This window comes from Thiomonas sp., from assembly GCF_054608695.1.
Window position 1 is genome coordinate 25,686 of record NZ_JBTRXV010000015.1, and the last position, 18,847, is coordinate 44,532.

The window sequence follows — 18,847 nt, forward strand, 5'->3', positions numbered from 1 at the left end:
CTCAGCCCTGGAAGGGGTGGCGCAACACGATGGTGTGGTCGCGATCCGGGCCGGTGGACACCATGTCGACCGGCGTGCCGCTGAGCTCGGCGATGCGATCGAGATAGCGCCGCGCATTCAGCGGCAGCTGCTCCCAATGCGTGGCGCCAGCCGTGGTCTCACTCCAGCCGGGGAAGCGCTCGTAAATGGGGATGCAGCGGGTGATGTCGTCGGCGTCCAGCGGCAGGATGTCGATCACCTTGCCGTCCAGGGTGTAGCCGACGCCAATCAGGATTTCGTCCAGTCCGTCCAGCACGTCCAGCTTGGTGATGCACTGGCCGGTGGTGGAGTTGATGATGTTGGCGCGCTTGAGCGCCGCGGCATCCAGCCAGCCGCAGCGACGCGGCCTGCCGGTCACGGTGCCGCGCTCCTGGCCGACCGTGTGCAGATGGTGGCCCACGGTGCCGGGATGGTCGATCGGCAGTTCGGTCGGAAACGGCCCGCTGCCCACGCGCGTGGTGTAGGCCTTGGTGATGCCGAGCACATAGCCGAGGTAGGCCGGCCCAACGCCAGAACCCGCAGCGGCATTGCCGGCCACGCAGTTGCTGGAGGTGACGAAGGGATAGGTGCCGTGGTCGATGTCGAGCAGGGTTCCCTGTGCGCCTTCGAACAGCAGGCGCTCGCGGCGCGCATGGCATTGGTGCACGAGATAGCCCACGTCGGCCATCATCGGGCGAATGACTTCGGCCAGTTCCAGCAGACGCTGATACGTCGGCTCAAATGCCACGGCCTCGGTCTGCAGATAGTCGCGCAGGATGAAGTTGTGCAACTCCATGGTTTCGCGCAGTTTCTCGGCCAGGCGCGCGGGATGCTTGAGGTCTTGCACCCGCACCGCGCGGCGCGCGACCTTGTCTTCATAGGCCGGGCCGATGCCCTTGCCGGTGGTGCCGATTTTGCCGATACCACGTGTTTCGCGGCGAGCTTCGCGCGCCAGGTCGAGCGCCACATGCGAGGGCAACACCAGCGGGCAGGACTCACTGAGGCGCAAGCGCGAACGCACCTCCACGCCCGCGGCTTCCAGACGCGTGATTTCCAGCAGCAGATGGCTGGGATCGACCACCACGCCGTTGCCGATGTAGCAGGCCACACCGGGGCGCATCACGCCCGAAGGAATGAGTTGCAGCGCGGTTTTATGGCCGTTGATGACCAGGGTATGGCCGGCGTTGTGCCCACCCTGAAAGCGCACCACGCCATGAGCATGCTCGGTCAGCCAATCGACCACTTTGCCCTTGCCCTCGTCGCCCCATTGGTTACCCACGACGACCACATTACGTCCTGTGCTCACGACACCTCTTACAACGGAAATGGAAATGAACCAGTTGGACGCGTGTCAACCGGGGGAATAGGAAAGCACCTGCCACTGGCCATCGGTGCAGGTCAGTTGGCGGTCGAACATGAATTGTTTGCCTTCGAGCGCAGCGCCCTCAGGCAGCTCGATCACGGTGTGCCCATGCTGCCGCAGATCGTGGACAGCCTGGCTGTAGCCGCTGCGTTGCGACCATTCGGCCCTGATGGCCGGCGTCGGCGCCTGCGCCTGCGCGTGACGCACCAGCTCGCGCAAATCCAGCGAAAATCCGGTGGCAGCCCGCGGACGGCCAAAGGTCGCGCCGATTTCGTCATAGCGCCCCCCCCTGGCCAAGGCATCCGGCTGGCCCTGCGCATACAGGCCGAAAATGACCCCGCTGTGGTAGTTGTAGCCGCGCAGATCGGCCAGGTCGATTTGCACATCGACCCCGGCGTGCACGTGCGTTGCGGCCAGGCGCGCCAGATCGGCCAGCGCCTCACGAATCAGCGGGCGATCCGGCAAAGCCTTGGCGGCCTGCCGCAGGATTGCGGCATCGCCGAACAAGTCGGGCAAAGCCAGAATGGCATCGCGTTGTGCAGGCGCTGCGGCATGCGTCAGCTCCAGCAGCCGCGCATGATCCTTGCGCGACAGGGCCTCGAGGATCTCGCCCAGTTGCTGCGGCCCCGCGACCATGCCGGCAAGCACGCCGCGAACGATGCGAACGTCGGACAAGGTCAAGGTCATGCGCTGCACACCGCCCAATTGCAGGCTGCGCACGGCCAGTTGCTGCACCTCGAGATCGGCGTCCAGCCCGGCATGACCGTAGAACTCGGCGCCGAACTGCAGTGGCTCGCGCGTGGCAAACACGCCTTGGGCCCGCGTATGCACAACGCTGCCGCAGTAGCACAAGCGGACGATGCCCCGACGATTGAGCAGATGCGCGTCGATGCGGGTGGCTTGCGGCGTCATGTCGGCACGCAGTCCGAGCGTGCGCCCGGACATCTGGTCGACCAGCTTGAAGGTCTGCAGATCGAGATCCTGGCCCGTGCCGGAAAGCAGCGAATCCACATACTCGACCAGCGGCGGAATGACCAACTCATAGCCATAGCCACGCGCGGCATCCAACAAAGTGCGGCGCAGCTGTTCAATCGCGCGCGCCTCGGTCGGCAGCACGTCGGAAAATTGCTCGGGCAGGAGCCAGGCAGTCATGAGCGATGGGAGGTTGATGCTTGCTGAAATCAAACCGACATTCTAGGTCGCGGGCCATGCAGACCAAACGGTCGTGCAGCACCGGGGATGCTCATCTGCAGGGTCGGCAAAGGCGCTGCGGCTGGCTTGCAGGCATGGCCCCGCGCGCAGCGGCGCCATGCCTGCGTTCAACGTCTGGCTGGACTTGCTTTCGTTGAGGCGTCGCCGTTTGGATTGCGGAAGAAGCGGAAAAAATCGGAGGATGGATCGAGGACGACGACGTCGCTGCGGCTATTGAAGCTCGCGCGATAAGCCTCCAGGCTGCGATAGAACTCGGCGAACTGCGGGTTCTGGCCAAAGGCCTTGGCGTAGATCTCCGATGCCTTGGCGTCACCCTCGCCCTTGATGGTCTGGGCGCGGCTGTAGGCATCCGCAACGAGGATCTCACGCTGCTTGTCGGCTTCAGCCCGAATTTTTTCGGCCTCGGCCTGGCCGGTGGAACGCAGCTCATTGGCCACGCGCTTGCGCTCGGCGGCCATGCGGCGATACACGGACTGCGTGATGTCAGCCACGAAATCGACCCGCGTCAGGCGCATGTCCACGATCTGCAGGCCGGTGCCGCTGACAGATTGCGTGATGACCTTCTGCACATCGGTCATGATCTTGTCGCGCTCGGAAGCCAGGACCTGACCCACCGTGCGACGCGTGATCTGTTCGTTCAGCGCTGCCTTCACGATCTGGTAGAGCCGATCGTTGGCGCGCTGCTCATTGCCGCCGTAACTACGAATGAATTCGGTGGGGTTGACGATGCGCCATTTCAGATACCAGTCGACCACCACGTTCTTCTTCTCGGCGGTGATGAAGCGGTCGGTTTCCGGGCTTTGCAGCGTCAGCACGCGCTTGTCCAGAAACACCACGTTCTCCAATGGCGCAGGCCACTTGAAGTACAGCCCGGGCGACTTGATCACCTGCTTGATTTCGCCCAGTGCGAAGACCGCGGCATATTGGCGCTGATCGACGACGAACATGGAGGACGCGAGGATGCCCAGGACGACGACCAGGGCGACGATGGCAAGAATGATTCGATTCATGGCTGGACCTCAGCGGGAGTTGCGCTCGCGCAGGCTGTCGCGCGAACTGCTGTCTGAGGCGTTGGCAACGGGGTTGGAACTCACCAATGCGGCTGCGCTGTCGGTGGCTGCGGCTGCGGCTGCGGAGGCTGGCAAACTCGGCAGCGGCAGGCCTGCCGCTGCCGAGCGCGTCGGCGTCGCCGGCTGTGGCGCTGCGCTTTGTTGCAAGAGCTTGTCGAGCGGCAGATACAGCAGGTTGTTCGAGCCGCGCGACTCCACCATCACCTTGCTCACGTTCGACAAGATTTGCTGCATGGTTTCCAGATACATGCGCTCACGCGTCACCTGCGGAGCTTTTTCGTACTGCTGCAAGATGAGGTCGAAGCGCGAGGTATCGCCCTGCGCTTCCGCCACGACCCGAGCCTTGTAGCCCTCGGCCTCCTGGATCAGCCGCGAAGCGGTGCCCTTGGCGCGCGGCACCACGTCGTTGGCGTAGGCCTCGGCCTCGTTCTTCAATCGCTCGCGGTCCTGGCCGGCCTTGATGGCATCGTTGAAGGCCGATTGCACCTGCTCCGGCGGTTGCACGCTTTGCAGGGTGACGTTGGTCACCAGAATGCCGGTCTTGTAGCGATCCAGAATGGACTGGATCAAATCCTGCACCTTGATGGCGACTTCCGCACGGCCCTCGTACAGCACATAGTCCAGGGTCTTGTTGCCGACCACTTCGCGGATTGCGGTTTCGGCAGCTTGCGTCACCACGTCGTCGGGGCTGCGGTTGCTGTAGAGGTAGTTCACCACATTGCTGATGCGGTACTGCACGGCAAAGCGGATGTCGACGATGTTCTCGTCCTCCGTCAACATGGCCGAAGCCGGCAGGCCGGTGGTGCGAATTTCCCCACCACGGCCAATTTCGACCGAGCGCACTTGCGAAACGTTGACGATTTCCTCGGACTCGATGGGATAAGGCAACCGCCAATGAAAACCCGCCTCTTCGATGTAAGCCAGCTTGCCGAAGCGCGTGACGACGGCCTGCTGACCTTCCTGCACGATGAAAAAGCCGGAGCCGAGCCAACCCAGTACCAGAACGGCAACCAGGATGATGAGCCCCATGCCAGCAATCTTGGGCGAGGCCTGGAAATCCGGCCGCCGCGGAGGTTTGAAGCCACCACCGCCGCCGCCCTTGCGGCCAAACAGGCCATTGAGCTTGCGATTGAAGTCGAGCCACAGTTCGTCGAGATCCGGCGGACCACCGCCTTGACCCGGACGCCTGCCGTCCTGGCTCGGGCGCTTGTCACCTTGACCCGTACCGTTGCCGTTCTTGGGATCGGGGCTTTGGGGTTGTTGGTCCGAACCGCCTCGCCCCCAGTTGGGATCGTTCAAATTCAGGCTGGCTTCGGGCGGTGCAGAAGCGGCAGAGGCTGCCGCTCGGGGCCACTTGAGTTGCATGGTGGAGGCGTTGGATGTCAAACGTGAAAGGTGGGGTTGGTGTCGGCTTCGCTGCGAGCGACCAAGCCCGCCAGATACGCCCGCACCGTATCGAGTCCCGCGCCTGTCAAGGCGCTGACGTCAAAGCTTTTGATGCTATCACGACCACCAAAACCAGCATGCGCCCCGTAACGATCTGTAAACGGAACGGGGGCTTGAAGCTTGTCGATTTTGTTGTAAATCAAGATCTGCGGGATGTCCTTGGCGCCGATCTCCGCTAATACGCTATTCACTTGCTCGATCTGCTGCTCGCGCTGCTCATTCGATAAGTCGACCACATGCAGCAAGACATCGGCCTCCACGGTTTCATCCAGCGTGGCCTTGAAAGCATCAACCAGCGAGTGCGGCAAATCGCGGATAAAACCCACGGTGTCGGATACCACCGCAAAACTTCCGGGCGCGAGAAAAACACGGCGCGTGGTCGTGTCCAGCGTGGCAAACAACTGGTCGGCAACATAGCCATGGGCATGCGTGAGCGCATTGAACAGGGTGCTCTTGCCGGCATTGGTGTAGCCGACGATGGAAACGCGCAGTTGTCCGGCCCGGGCGCGGGCGCGCTGCTGGGTGGATCGCTGGCGTTCGAGCTTGTGCAGCCGCACCTGCAGGATCTTGATCTTGTCTTCCAGCATGCGGCGGTCGAGTTCGATCTGCTTCTCACCCGGACCACCGCGCAGGCCAATGCCGCCTTGCTGGCGCTCGAGGTGCGTCCAGCCACGAACCAGGCGGGTTGCAGCATGACGCAGTCGCGCCAATTCAACTTGCAATTTGCCTTCGCCGCTGCGCGCGCGGCGCGCGAAAATTTCCAGGATCAGCGCCGTTCGGTCCCAGACGGAAACGCCAAGTTCACGCTCGAGGTTGCGTTGCTGCACCGGGGACAAGGGATTGTCGAAGAGCACGCAAGAGGCCTGGCTGTCCAGCACCTGCTGCTTGAGTTCGGCCACCTTCCCGGACCCGATATACAGCGCAGGGTCGAGGCGGCGCCGGGCGCTCCACAGACTGGCGGACGGCAGGAGGCCCGCCGAGAGCGCCAGTTCATGCAACTCGCCAAGCGTGGAATCGGGGTGTGGCTGCCCGGTGTCGACCCCGACGAGCACTGCGCCGGGGGCAGCCTCAGGCCGCGTCTGGCTCAGACTCACCGACGTTGAAACTCACGGGACGGGCTGGCACAACGGTGGAAATGGCATGCTTGTAAACCATCTGCGTCACGGTATTGCGCAGCAGGACCACGTATTGGTCGAACGATTCGATATGGCCTTGCAGCTTGATGCCGTTGACCAGATAAATCGAAACCTGAACATGCTCCTTGCGCAGCAGGTTCAGAAAGGGGTCTTGTAGCAACTGCCCTTTATTGCTCATGAAAAACTCCGGTTGGGATTGTTATGCGAAAACTGCGAATTGCTGGTTGAACATAGCACAAACCCTTGTCATCGCGGGCTCGTCAAATGATCGGGACTTTCCGGCAAGAAGGCCGTCTGCAGCCTTACCAGCGCTCCGTTTTGTAGGGATTGTGGGAGGACCGATATTCCACCCGCAGCGGGGTGCCGCTGAGCTTGAAAGCCTTGGAAAAACGTGATTCCAGATAGCGCGTGTAGCTGTTGGGCACCCGGTCCAGGGCATTGCCGTGAATGACGATGACGGGGGGATTCTGGCCGCCCTGGTGGGCATAGCGCAATTTGGGCCTGACCGTGCCGGCACGCGGTGGCTGCTGGAAGGCGACCGCCTCCTGCAAGGCACGCGTGAGCTTGGGGGTGGACATCTTGGCGAATGCCGCCTTGTAAGCCTCGTTCACCGACTTGAGCACCGCCGACAGCCCCTTGCGCGACAAGGCTGAAATCTCGTGCTGGCGGGCGAAGCTCAGGAAGGGCAGGCGCTCGATGAGGGCGTTGTCGAACTGGTGCCGCTGGTAGTCGTCAACCATATCCCACTTGTTCGACGCCACCACCACCGCACGGCCCGACTCCACGGCGAAGCCGGCAATATGCGCGTCCTGATCGGACACGCCTTCGCTGGCATCGAGCAAGAGCACGACGACGTTGGCGGACTCGATCGCCTGCAGCGTTTTCAGCACCGAGAATTTCTCGATGGTCTCAAACACCTTGCCTTTGCGCCGCAGACCTGCGGTATCGATCAGGGTGTATTCCACGCCGTCGCGGCTGAAAGGCACTTCGATCGCATCGCGGGTGGTGCCTGGCTGGTCGAAGGCGATCACGCGCTCCTCACCCACCAGGGCGTTGATCAGGGTGGACTTGCCCACATTGGGCCGGCCCACGATCGCCAATTTGATGGCGCGCGGCTCAAGGCTGAACGCAAGGCTCTCGGGTGTGACGCCATCGGGCAAAACGGATTCGGCCTCGTGCGCATCCGTGGCGTCAACGACGGAATCTTCCTCGGCGCGCGGCGGCGCGGGGGGACGAAGATGGTCGCCAATGGCATCGAGCAGTGTGCCGACGCCACTGCCGTGCGCCGCGCTGACCGGCAAGGGTTCGCCCAGCCCCAGTTCATGAAACTCGGCCATGGCCGTCGGCGGCAGGCCTTCCGCCTTGTTCACTGCCAGCAACACCGACTTGCCGGTCTTGCGCAGATAGGCGGCAATGCGCTGATCCTGCGGAGCCAGCCCGGTTCGGGCATCGGTCAGAAAGACCACGACATCCGATTCGGCGATGGCCTGCTTGGTCTGCTTGGCCATCTCGGCCACGATTCCGCCATCCACCACGGGCTCGAAGCCACCCGTATCGACCACGAGGAAGGACTGGCCCTCCCACTGCGTCTTGGCGTAATGACGGTCGCGCGTGAGGCCGGGAATATTGGCGACGATGGCGTCGCGCGAACGCGTGATGCGATTGAACAATGTGGACTTGCCCACATTGGGGCGGCCCACCAGGGCAACGACGGGGATCATGTGGGGGCAGTTGCCAGGGTCATGCTCATTGCGGCAGGAAACCAAAAACACCGCCATCCGAAGTGACGGCCACGATGGTGTTGCCGGAGATGACGAGCGGCGAGCGAATGGCCGTCCCATCGGTGCTGACGCGCCCGATGAGCTTGCCATCCTTGGCTGAAAGAAAGGTGATGTAGCCCTGATAGTCGCCAACCGCAACCGTGACGCCCACCAGCAGCGGTGCGCTCAGCTTGCGGTACTTGAGTTGGTCATTGCTCCAGCGCTTGGCGCCATCCACGGCACTGTAAGCCTGCACCACGCCATCGCCCTGGGTGGCCAACAGCAGATCGCCGTTCTGGCTGATCCCGGTATCGCCGTCGGCCTTGTCGGCCCAGAGCAGGCGTCCGGTATCGAGATCGGCGCAACCCACGACCGATTGGTAGGCGCGGGCGCAGACCATGGACGCCGCGACCGATGGCGCCCCAGTGATGCCCACCACGCGTTCGACCTCGGTGATGCCGCGCGGCCGCGCGAGCGTGGCTTGCCACTGAACAGCGCCCGTCGCAGCGGAGATGGATTCGATCCGTCCCAAGGCCGTGCCCACCAGCAGGCTGTCCGCCTGCGGGGTGATGCCGGAAGCCTGTTGCAACAGCAGCGCGGGGGCGCGTGAATCAGCGGTCCAGAGCTTTTGCCCGTTCGCTGCATTGAATGCCCATAGGCGCTGGTCAGCGCCTTGCACGGCAATGGTTCCGTCCACCACCGCCGGCGCGGTGATCACACTCGTGGGCAGTTGGTACAGCCACAGCACCTGGCCTTGCGGTCCGAGGGACACGACCTGATTGTGCGAATTGACCACTGCCGTGAACGTGCCATCGCTGCCAGTGCCGGCGGTAATGCCGCCGGCAATTTTGCTGCGCCAGATGGTGCGCCCGGTGTTGGCATCCAGGCGCTCCACCGTACCGTCGCTCGAGGCAACGACCACGCTGCCGGCAGCAACGGCGGTCGAGAACGTGGCAGGAACCGGACCAATACTCGTTTTCCAGGCCGTTTTCGCCTGCAGGATGGACGCCACCGGAGTCAGCGGAGTGGGGTCGGGAAGCTTCGGCCCGGAGGCGCAGGACGCAAGCAACAAGGCGGAGCTTGCCGCAAGCACAACAGCCAAGGTGCGCATCATGATGCCAGGCCCCCAACGCTCTGCAGCTTGATTTGCACCAGTTGGCGGTAGCTGGAATTCGGTGGCAGTAGCCGCATCGCATCCTCATAGGCCTTGCGTGCTTCTTGGGGCTTGCCCAGCAGCGCTTCGATGTCGCCGCGGCGGGTGGCGAAGAGCGCGTCGAACGCCGGGGCGGGAGACTGCTTCACCGTGGCAAGCGCTGCCTGCAGCTGCTTGGCATCGACCTGCAGGGCTGACAGATTAAGTAGGGCCGTGGCGCGGTAGGACTTGCTTTCGGCATGCTCGGAGGTCCAACGCAGCAAGGCTTCGGCGTCTGCCGTCTTGCCTGCATCGGCATAGGCCTTGGCCATGGTCAGGCCACCCATTTGGGCGTAGGGACTGGTGGAAAATTTGTTCTGCAAATCGGTCCAAGCGGGAACTGCTTTTTGCAAATCACCAGCCTGAATCTCCTTGCTGATCTGGGCGAACAGGGCGGATGCCTCGGTGGTTTGGCGGACTTGCCACCATTGCCAGCCGGCATAACCGGCCCAGGCAAGGGCGACGACGAGCACGAGAGACGAAATCAGCGTCCCCCAGCGGCTCCAAAAGTCGCGCAGGCTTTCAATCTGGTCTTGTTCTTCGAGGTTGTAGCTCATGGATGGTGGCGTTCAGTGCGGCCAGTCATTCTAGGGGGCCAAGGCCGGCGGCGGAGAGGCGGCAAGCCGTTCGATCAGAACCTCCAGCGACTGGAGCGACACGAGTCGTTGCTGGCCGGCTTCTCCCTGGCCTTGACGCAAGGACTTGACCGTCACGGCACCAGCGGCGAACTCGTCCTCGCCGAAGATGAGCGCATGGCGCGCAGCGCTGGCGTCGGCTTTTTTCATTTGTGACTTCATGCCGCCACTGCCAGCATGCAGCACGACATGCAAGCCCGCTGCACGCAGACGTTCTGCGGTTTGCATCGCGACGGCCAGGGCAGGCGCGTGCGCCAGAACGATATAGGCGTGCGGCTCCAGGGCGGGAGTCTGCATGCCACCCTGCTCCAGCAAATCGAGGACCCGCTCAACCCCCAGCGCCCAGCCGCAGGCTGGCGCCGGCTTGCCGCCGATCTGCTCGATCAATCCGTCGTAGCGCCCACCGGCGCACACCGTGCCCTGCGCGCCCAGGCGGTCGGTGACCCACTCGAACACCGTGAGGTTGTAGTAGTCCAGCCCCCGCACCAGACGCGGGTTGACGGTGTAGTCCTGCCCGGCGGCAAGCAGCAAGGCTTGCACGCCCTCGAAGTGCGCCAGCGACGCCTCGCCGAGTTCGTCGATCAGGCGCGGCGCGGCATTCACCAGCGCCTGCATCTGCGGATTCTTCGTGTCGAGAATACGCAGCGGATTGCGGTGCAGCCGGCGGCGCGCATCTTCATCCAGCTCATTCTGGTGTCGCTCGAAATAGGCGATGAGCTTGAGCCGGTGGCGCTGACGCTCCTCGGGCTGACCCAGGCAGTTGAGTTCCAGGCGCACGTCGCTCAAACCCAGCATCTGCCACAGGCGGCGCGCCATCAAAATGAGCTCGGCATCCACATCCGGCCCGGCGAAACCCAGGGCTTCGGCACCCACCTGATGGAACTGGCGGTAGCGGCCGCGCTGCGGGCGCTCGTGGCGGAACATCGGCCCGGTGTACCAAAGGCGCTTGCCGCCGTCGTACAGCAGGTTGTGTTCGATGCAGGCGCGCACCACGGCGGCGGTGTTCTCCGGGCGCAAGGTGAGTTGCTCGCCATTGAGCGCGTCGGTGAAGCTGTACATCTCTTTCTCGACGATGTCGGTCACTTCGCCGATGCCGCGCACGAACAGCGCCGTGGGCTCGACGATGGGGGTGCGGATGTTGCGATAGCCGTAGGCGCGCATGAGTTCGCGCACCTGGGACTCGAACCATTCCCAGACTGCCGATTGCGGCGGCAGCAGATCATTCATGCCTTTGACGGCATTGAGTTTTGCATTCATGCGGAGATTAATTCGCGTGGGCCTGATGAGGAAACGCACGGCCGCCCGAAGTTTCCTCATCCCCCTCGGGGGGCGGCGGCTGCACAGCAGCCGCCTGGAGGCGGTCTAAGCCCCAACGCTGTTGGATATAGCTGTTGACGATGTCGAGAAATTGTTCGGCGATGCCGCCGCCACGCAGGGTGTAGCGTTTTTCGCCGTCGATGAAAACTGGAGCGGAAGGCTGTTCGCCCGTTCCCGGCAGACTGATGCCGATGTCGGCATGGCGGCTTTCGCCCGGACCGTTGACGATGCAGCCCATCACCGCCAGGCGCAAGGTTTCAACGCCGGGATATTGCGCCCGCCAAACCGGCATTTGCGCCCGCAGGTGGCGGTCGATGTCTTGCGCCAACTCCTGGAACACACTGCTCGTGGTGCGCCCGCACCCCGGACAAGCCGTGACGCTGGGAACGAAGCTGCGCAAGCCCAAAGCCTGGAGAATTTCCAGCGCGACCACCACCTCCTGGGTGCGCGCTTCGCCCGGCGCCGGGGTGAGCGAGACACGAATGGTGTCGCCGATGCCTTCCTGCAGCAGGACCGACAGGGCCGCGGCCGATGCCACGGTGCCCTTGGTGCCCATGCCGGCTTCGGTCAGGCCGAGGTGCAGGGCATAGTCGCTGCGGCGCGAAAGCTCGCGGTACACGGCGATGAGGTCGCGCACGCCCGAGACTTTGCACGACAGCAGGATTTGGTGGCCGGGAAGGCCCAGCTCCTCGGCGCGCTCGGCCGACTGCAAGGCCGATGCAATCAGCGCTTCGTACATCACCTGTTGCGCGTCACGCGGCTGGGGCTGCTTCGCGTTGGTGTCCATCAAGTCGGCGAGCAGTTCCTGGTCCAGGCTGCCCCAGTTCACGCCAATGCGCACCGGTTTGTTCCAGCGCGCGGCAACCTCGATCATCTGGGAGAACTGGCGGTCTTTCTTGTCACCCTTGCCGACGTTGCCGGGGTTGATGCGGTACTTGGACAGAGCCTGCGCGCAATCCGGATATTGCGTCAGCAGCACATGGCCGTTGTAGTGGAAGTCACCGATCAGGGGGACATCCACACCCATGCGGTCGAGCTGCTCCCGAATAACCGGCACAGCCGCGGCAGCCTCGGGGGTGTTGACCGTGATGCGCACCAGCTCGGACCCGGCTTGCGCCAATTCCTTCACCTGAATGGCCGTGCCAATGACATCCACCGTGTCGGTGTTGGTCATGGACTGCACCCGCACCGGCGCATCGCCGCCGATGGCAATGATGTTTCCCCCCCAGCTCACGAGTGCCTGGCGCGTCGCCCGCCGCTGCGGCACGGCATCTGGAATCAAGACCGCTTCTGGCATGAAGATCTTTTGCATCAGGGTTTGGGGATGGTCAAGCGGGCGACGTTGTTGTTGGTCTTGGAGGCCAGATCGACAGGCTTGCCGTCGAGGCTCACTTGGGTTTGAGCTGCATTGCCCACCACGAGTTGCAGCGGAAAATCTTGCTGGGACAGAGTGATGCTTTGCTGGCCTGCAGCAGCAACAAGACCCGAAAACAAGACGGTGCCCTGGCTGCTGGTCACCTGAATCCAGCTCTCGGCGGCGGCCTGAATGCTGAGTGCTGGTCCGGCGGCTGCGGCCACCGGGCTGCTGGATGCTGCGGCCGGCTGCGGGAATTGCCGTGAGCCGGCACTGGAATCGGGCGCGGCAGGAGCCGCTGCCGCCGATGCCGAAGCGGTGGCCAACGGGTTGGCGCTCGGCATCCCCGCCATGGACGATGCCGCCGCCGGAGGCAAAACAGGCGACGAACTCGCTGGCGCCAACACAGCGGAAGCCGGTTTTGCGGGCATGGCCTGAGGCAGCCACTTCGCCAGATCCTCCGCATGGGGCAGGAAGAACACCAGCAGCGCAGCGATGACAAGACCCGCCACCGCCAGCCACCAGAGCTTGCGCGCACCATGGCCCCCCCCTGCAGGAGCCGCGGGCAAGGGCTTGCCGGAACTCGTGGCTGTTGGCCGGGTCGCGATGGTTTTGGCATGCGGCAGCGGCGGCAGCACCTGCATGATGGCCTCGGTGTCGGCCTTCAGCGCCTTGCTCGCGGCGCGAAGCAGGCCGCGAGCGAAGGCCGCGTCTGGCAGGCGTTCCCAATCTCCAGCCTCGAGCGCCAGGATCTTGTCGGACGACACCTTGAGCTGGGTTGCGAGTTCGCTGGCGCTTTTACCCGCGGCCTCACGTGCGGCGCGCAGCATGCCACCCGCCTGGACACGCGCTGCGCGCTGCGCATCAGCCTGTGAATTGGGGCTTGTCATCGGCTGAAATCAGCGGGGAAGCAGGCTTGGGTCGTCAAACCTGCCCTGCTGGACGGCAATGGCCTCGCGCGAATCTGGAAAGCGCTGCTCCAGTTGCGTGGTCCAGGTGCTGGCATCCAGCGCATCGCCCGAGCGCCGCGCGATGAGAACACCCACCCAGAGCGATTGCGCGCTGGCGTACTTGCCGGAGTTGACGCGCTGGATATAGAACAGCGCATCCTTGAATTTGTTCTGGCGGTAAAGCACCAAAGCCAGATTGGTGGACAGCGCGGGGTTGGCTGGGTCGAGCGCGAAGCCGGCACGCAGCGTTTTCTCGGCCCCGGCAAGATCACCATCGCGGTACTGGCAAACACCGTAGGCCAGATCGGTGCGTTCCGGGTAACGGTAGCCGGGAACTGCCAGGGCGCGCTGGAACATGGTGAACGACTCGGCATAACGTCGATTGGTGCACAGGAACCAGCCATAGTTATGCAGCGCATCGGCATTGTTCGGCGCGATGGACAGCGCCTTGCGGAAGCTCTGTTCGGCCTGCGGGTTCTGGCCCAGGCTCATTTGAATCAGCGCCTGCATGGTGTAAGCCGGCACGTAGTCGGGAGCCTGGTCCAGCGCTTTGCCCACCTCGGAGAGTGCCACCTCGGCCTGACCGCGCTGGTAATAACCTTCGGCCAACTCCAGGCGGATTTGCGCGTTCTTGTCGGCCTCGGCGCTGCCCGTGCTGGGCGTCGCGCTCGTCGAGCCGTTGCTTTGGGCCGGATTGCTGGCGCAGCCGCCGAGTTGCAACAAGGCAAGACTCAGCATCAGGATGGCGAGCGGCAGCGATGCGAAACAACCACGTTCGGTCCATCGGACTTGCTTGTTCATGGCATCAGTTCAGGTTGGACAAGCGGGCAGGCGGGCTTGCAGCCTCGACCCGAATGGGGATGACGGGCTGAGGCGGCACCGCGGATGGCGTGCTTGCACGCGCCGGCTTGCGACTGGTGCGATCTTGCACATCGCCAGCCAGTTGACCGCAGGCGGCATCGATGTCGTCGCCGCGCGTCTTGCGCACCGTGGTGACGAAGCCCGCGTCCACCAGGATCTGCGCGAACGCAGCAATGCGCCCGGCAGGCGACCTTGCAAGGCCGGACTGCGGGAAAGGATTGAAGGGGATGAGGTTGAACTTGCACGGAAAGCGGTTGTGCAACAGACGGACCAACTGCCGGGCATGTTCGGGAGCGTCGTTCACACGGTCGAGCATGCAGTACTCGAAGGTGATGAAGTCGCGCGGGGCATGCGCCAGATAGCGCTCGCAGGCGCCCAGAAGCTCGGCCAGCGGGTATTTGCGATTGAGCGGGACGAGATCGTCACGCAAGGCGTCGTTCGGCGCGTGCAGGGAAACCGCGAGCGCGACGGGACAATCGGCCGCGAGCCGGTCGATCATCGGCACCACGCCCGAGGTGGACACGGTCACGCGGCGACGCGACAAACCATAGCCGTCGTCATCGAGCATGGCCCGCAACGCTGGGATGAGCGCGCTGTAATTCTGCAGCGGCTCGCCCATGCCCATCATCACCACATTGGAGATGGCGCGCTCGCCGGCCGCCAGGCCGAGGGATTCGCGCATGCTGAACTCGGCGCGCCAGAGCTGCGCCAGGATTTCGGCCGTGGTCAGGTTGCGGCTGAAGCCCTGCGCTCCGGTAGAACAGAAGCGGCAGGCCATGGCGCATCCCGCTTGCGACGAAACACACAGGGTGTTGCGCTGCGCCTCGGGAATGAACACGGTTTCCACGGCATCGCCCGCACCCACGTCGAACAGCCACTTCACCGTACCGTCACGCGAGCGCTGCTCGGTGAGCACCGGCAGGGATTCGATCCGGGCTGCGCTCTGCAACCAGGCCCGCAGAGGCTTGGCCAGATCGCTCATGCCGGCAAATTCGGCCACGCCCTTCTGGTGCATCCAGCGGAACACCTGGCGGGCGCGGAAGGGTTTTTCGCCATGCGCGGCGAACCAGTCCACCAGACCGGCACGGTCGAACTGAAGCAGGTTGGTGGTGGACATGGCCGCGCAGCGGGAATCAGCGAGTGAACACCCAGTTCGACGGAAAGAAAAAGGCGATTTCGGTTGCCGCGTTCTCCGCACTGTCCGAACCATGCACGGCATTGGCGTCGATGCTGTCGGCGAAATCGGCGCGAATGGTGCCAGGGGCAGCCTTCTTCGGGTCGGTCGCACCCATCAGCTCACGGTTCTTGGCAACGGCATTGCTGCCTTCCAGCACCTGCACCAGCACGGGGCCGGAAACCATGAAATCGACCAGATCCTTGAAGAAAGGACGATCCTTGTGCACGGCGTAAAAGCCTTCGGCCTCGGCGCGGGAAAGATGCATCATGCGAACGGCGGCGACCTTGAGGCCGGCAGTCTCGAAGCGGTCGATGATCTTGCCGATGCAGTTCTTGGCGACAGCGTCGGGCTTGATGATTGAGAGCGTGCGCTCCATAAGGTTTTTTCTCCAGAAATCAAGCGATTAAAAATGAATTGTAAGACGGTCACTCATGGCGAATGATGAACCTCCCAACCCTGAATTCAGCGCATCGCCGGCCATTGCCGGGCCACGCCAGGGCCACCCCAAGCTTGGCCTGCACACTCGCGGGGAGGAGTCCTCTGGCGAATGTCCTGGGCAATTTCAACGCGGGAAGTTGCGTCGTTTGCCGCCCTGCCCCGGACCCGCACGCGGACCCTGGCCGAACCCTTGCCCCAGGGCTGAACGCATCGGGTCAGGCTGGCCGCCGGAACCACCTTTCTTGCCACCACGGGCCGAACGTGGCTTGTTGTTGCCACCATGCCCGCCGGCACCTTTGCCGAACAAGGCATCGACAGCGCTCATGGCATAGCTGTTGGGTCCCGGCTCGCGTTCAGGAAGCTGTCGGTCGTCGTGCTCATGACGCGGAGCCGCGCGACGTGCTTCGCGGGTGGCCCGGCCGAAGAGCGCATCCACCGCGCTCATGGCGTAGCTGTTGGGGCCCGGCTCGCGTTCGCCGCTCGGGCCGCCACGCTCAGCATTGCCACGGCCAACGGGGGGTCCTTCCGGCCGATCTTGATTGCGGCCATCGTTGCGTCCGGCTTGGCCACGCGATTCCTGCCGCTTGTCATGGCGTCCACCAGGCTTGCGCTGGGACTGGCCATTGACGCCATTGGCGCCCGGCTTCTGGCCCTTGGACCGGTCATCGAAACCCTGAACCGTGCCGGAATGGTTCATCATGGCCTTGACGTCTTCGCGCTCGATTTCCGCGAAATCGCCGCGGCGCAAACCGGCGGGCAAGGCGATGGAGCCATAGCGCACGCGAATCAGGCGGCTGACCGTGAGGCCCACGGCCTCGAACAGGCGGCGCACTTCGCGGTTGCGCCCTTCGGCGATGATGACCCGATACCAGCGATTGGCGCCCTCGCCACCGGCTTCTTCCAGGCTCATGAAGCGTGCGGGACCGTCGCTCAGGTCCACACCCCCCAGCAATTTCTGGCGTGCCGGGTCATCCACCTGCCCCAGCACACGCACCGCGTACTCGCGCTCGACGCCCTGGCTGGGGTGCATGAGCTTGTTGGCCAGTTCGCCCGAGGTGGTGAACAGCAGCAGACCTTCGGTGTTGATGTCGAGCCGGCCGATCGCCGTCCACTTTGCGTTCTGCACCCGCGGCAGGTTGCGGAACACCGTGGGACGGCCTTCCGGATCCTTGAAGGTCACGACCTCGCCCACTGGCTTGTGATAGACCAGCACCCGCGCTGGTGGCGGGCTGATGCGGAATTTGAGCGGCTTGCCATTGACGCGGATCTGGTCGCCAGGCTGAATGCGCTGGCCCAGATGCGCCGGCTCGCCGTTGACGGACACCAGGCCATCGACGATGAGTTGTTCCATTTCGCGGCGCGACCCCACCCCGGCCTGGGCCAGGACCTTGTGCAGTTTCGGCGCTTCGGGTGATGGTGGCAGCACACGGCGGGCACCGGGCTCGGCGGCTTCGGCGATTTCGACGGCACGGTCGAAATCGCCGGAAATGACTTCCTCGATGCGCACCGCGGGGACGTTTTTGGCCGGGCCGCGCAGCGGCGAGTTGTGCTTCTTCTTGCGCTGGTTCTGGTTTTGACGCGGACGATCGGGCCGGTTCGGGCGATCGGCACGCGCGGAACGCTCAGGCTGTGCCTGGTTGCCGTCAGCATCGTGTTGCGCTTCAGCCGGCGCGGTTTGCTGCGCCTCCGGCACGACAGCTCCGGTTGGCTGGGTTTCGGTTTCGGTCTCTGCCAGGCTGGGCCCGGGGGCTTTGCGCTTGCGGCGCCGAGGCGCATCGCGCGGCGTCATGTCATCGCCTGCGGTCTGCCCGGCTTGCGGGCTCGTGCCTTCGGCAGACCTTTCAGCGGCAACCGGATCGACGCTGGGCGCCGCGTTGCCCGGCGACGCGATCGAGTGCGGCTCGGAGCGGGCTGACTGCGTGCTTTCACCTTCATCGTGCTCCGGGACTGCTGCTTCGGCTGCCACGACCTTGCGCCGCCGCGCCGGGCGCTGCGGGGCTGGTTCGGCAACCACCGGGGTGGCAGGGTTGGAGCTGGCGTCAGCGTCGGGGATGGATTCGTCGTGTTGCATGGAGTCGGTGGTGTGGGGTACGGGTCAGGCCTGTTCAGGCGGCTGGCAGGGGATCGGATGCGGCAATGCTGTCGGAAGCCGCCGATTCGGATGGAACTGGGAATGTGGGGGATGGGAGCCATGCGGCGGCGCTGGCGGCAGCGTCTGCAGTGGCGGCGGGGGAAGATTCGGCAGCTTCGACGCCGTCGCCTGCCGCTGCTTGACTGACGGACGAAGGCTCGAACGTGCCTTCAATCTCGCCGCCCAAGGGCAGCAGATCGATTTGCTGCGGGTCGGCGCTGGCGACCTCGGCTTGCATCGCGGGAAGTTCGCCAATCGTGGCCAGGCCGAGATCGTCGAGAAACTGGCGTGTGGTGGCGAACAGCACCGGCCGCCCGGGCCCTTCGCGATGGCCGATGGCCTCGATCCAGCCACGATCTTCCAGCTGGCGCAGGATCTGCGCATTGACCGCCACGCCGCGAATGTCCTCGATATCGCCGCGCGTCACGGGTTGCCGGTGGACGATGATGGCCAGCGTTTCCTGCACCGCGCGGGAGTAGCGCGGCGGCTTTTCGGGGTTGAGTCGCTGCAGATAAGGCTGCATGTCCTCACGGCTTTGCATGCGCCAGCCGCCAGCCACGGCGCGCAGCTCCACGCCGCGCTCGCGCCAGTCGTGGCGCAAGTCGTCGAGCAGCAAGCGCAGGGTGTCGGCGCCGACCTGTTCGTCGAACAGGCTGCGCAGACGCTCAAGGCTCAAAGGTTGGGTGGCACACATCAGCGCGGTCTCGACGACCCGCTTGGCCAGTGCAATATTCATGCGTGTCAGGAATCGTGCGCCGATGGTGGGTTGCCGGAATGGGACTTCGGC

17 protein-coding genes are annotated in these 18,847 nt (G+C 64.1%); all 17 read right to left on the reverse strand.

All coding sequences use genetic code 11. From position 1 onward, the window contains the following. Window position 1: 1 nt before the first annotated feature. On the reverse strand, window positions 2–1,324 hold the full coding sequence (locus tag ACYCUK_RS07975) for an adenylosuccinate synthase (RefSeq protein WP_461594263.1): 1,323 nt from the start codon (window positions 1,322–1,324) through the stop codon (window positions 2–4). 45 nt (window positions 1,325–1,369) lie between these two features. Continuing rightward, a complete protein-coding gene (locus ACYCUK_RS07980) occupies window positions 1,370–2,533 on the reverse strand; it encodes an ATP phosphoribosyltransferase regulatory subunit (protein ID WP_461594264.1) in 1,164 nt (387 codons plus the stop codon). A 167-nt stretch (window positions 2,534–2,700) separates the two neighbouring features. After that, window positions 2,701–3,603 (reverse strand): protease modulator HflC, encoded by a 903-nt coding sequence (gene hflC, locus ACYCUK_RS07985; RefSeq protein WP_461594265.1) that lies wholly within the window; start codon window positions 3,601–3,603, stop codon window positions 2,701–2,703. A 9-nt stretch (window positions 3,604–3,612) separates the two neighbouring features. Beyond that, window positions 3,613–5,028 carry an FtsH protease activity modulator HflK gene (hflK, locus tag ACYCUK_RS07990; RefSeq protein ID WP_461594266.1) on the reverse strand — a complete coding sequence of 472 codons (1,416 nt, stop codon included), beginning with the start codon at window positions 5,026–5,028 and terminating at the stop codon, window positions 3,613–3,615. Window positions 5,029–5,045: 17 nt separating this feature from the next. Continuing rightward, entirely contained in the window at window positions 5,046–6,203 is a 1,158-nt protein-coding gene (gene hflX / locus ACYCUK_RS07995) for a GTPase HflX (RefSeq protein ID WP_461594267.1), read from the reverse strand. Further along, window positions 6,178–6,423, reverse strand: coding sequence for an RNA chaperone Hfq (gene hfq / locus ACYCUK_RS08000; protein WP_461594268.1), 246 nt, complete (start codon window positions 6,421–6,423; stop codon window positions 6,178–6,180). Before hfq ends, hflX begins: the two co-directional genes overlap by 26 nt. Before the next feature lie 124 nt (window positions 6,424–6,547). Further along, entirely contained in the window at window positions 6,548–7,966 is a 1,419-nt protein-coding gene (der, locus tag ACYCUK_RS08005; protein ID WP_461594269.1) for a ribosome biogenesis GTPase Der, read from the reverse strand. A 25-nt stretch (window positions 7,967–7,991) separates the two neighbouring features. After that, window positions 7,992–9,119, reverse strand: a complete 1,128-nt coding sequence (gene bamB / locus ACYCUK_RS08010; protein ID WP_461594270.1) for an outer membrane protein assembly factor BamB — start codon at window positions 9,117–9,119, stop codon at window positions 7,992–7,994. Next, window positions 9,116–9,754, reverse strand: coding sequence for a YfgM family protein (locus tag ACYCUK_RS08015; protein ID WP_461594271.1), 639 nt, complete (start codon window positions 9,752–9,754; stop codon window positions 9,116–9,118). The genes bamB and ACYCUK_RS08015 overlap by 4 nt, the downstream gene beginning before the upstream one ends. Before the next feature lie 30 nt (window positions 9,755–9,784). Continuing rightward, complete coding sequence (hisS, locus tag ACYCUK_RS08020) at window positions 9,785–11,089, reverse strand: histidine--tRNA ligase (protein WP_461594272.1); 1,305 nt, start codon at window positions 11,087–11,089, stop codon at window positions 9,785–9,787. Window positions 11,090–11,096: 7 nt separating this feature from the next. Beyond that, complete coding sequence (gene ispG / locus ACYCUK_RS08025; RefSeq protein ID WP_461594273.1) at window positions 11,097–12,461, reverse strand: flavodoxin-dependent (E)-4-hydroxy-3-methylbut-2-enyl-diphosphate synthase; 1,365 nt, start codon at window positions 12,459–12,461, stop codon at window positions 11,097–11,099. Further along, window positions 12,461–13,393, reverse strand: coding sequence for a RodZ domain-containing protein (locus ACYCUK_RS08030; protein WP_461594274.1), 933 nt, complete (start codon window positions 13,391–13,393; stop codon window positions 12,461–12,463). Before ACYCUK_RS08030 ends, ispG begins: the two co-directional genes overlap by 1 nt. A gap of 9 nt (window positions 13,394–13,402) precedes the next feature. Beyond that, window positions 13,403–14,254 carry a type IV pilus biogenesis/stability protein PilW gene (gene pilW / locus ACYCUK_RS08035; protein WP_461594275.1) on the reverse strand — a complete coding sequence of 284 codons (852 nt, stop codon included), beginning with the start codon at window positions 14,252–14,254 and terminating at the stop codon, window positions 13,403–13,405. Between the two features lie 4 nt (window positions 14,255–14,258). Further along, window positions 14,259–15,431 (reverse strand): dual-specificity RNA methyltransferase RlmN, encoded by a 1,173-nt coding sequence (gene rlmN / locus ACYCUK_RS08040; protein ID WP_461594276.1) that lies wholly within the window; start codon window positions 15,429–15,431, stop codon window positions 14,259–14,261. Window positions 15,432–15,447: 16 nt separating this feature from the next. After that, window positions 15,448–15,867 carry a nucleoside-diphosphate kinase gene (gene ndk / locus ACYCUK_RS08045; protein ID WP_461594277.1) on the reverse strand — a complete coding sequence of 140 codons (420 nt, stop codon included), beginning with the start codon at window positions 15,865–15,867 and terminating at the stop codon, window positions 15,448–15,450. A gap of 186 nt (window positions 15,868–16,053) precedes the next feature. Continuing rightward, window positions 16,054–18,000 (reverse strand): 23S rRNA pseudouridine(2605) synthase RluB, encoded by a 1,947-nt coding sequence (gene rluB, locus ACYCUK_RS08050; protein ID WP_461594278.1) that lies wholly within the window; start codon window positions 17,998–18,000, stop codon window positions 16,054–16,056. 34 nt (window positions 18,001–18,034) lie between these two features. Further along, window positions 18,035–18,796, reverse strand: coding sequence for an SMC-Scp complex subunit ScpB (scpB, locus tag ACYCUK_RS08055; RefSeq protein WP_461594279.1), 762 nt, complete (start codon window positions 18,794–18,796; stop codon window positions 18,035–18,037). Window positions 18,797–18,847 lie beyond the last annotated feature (51 nt).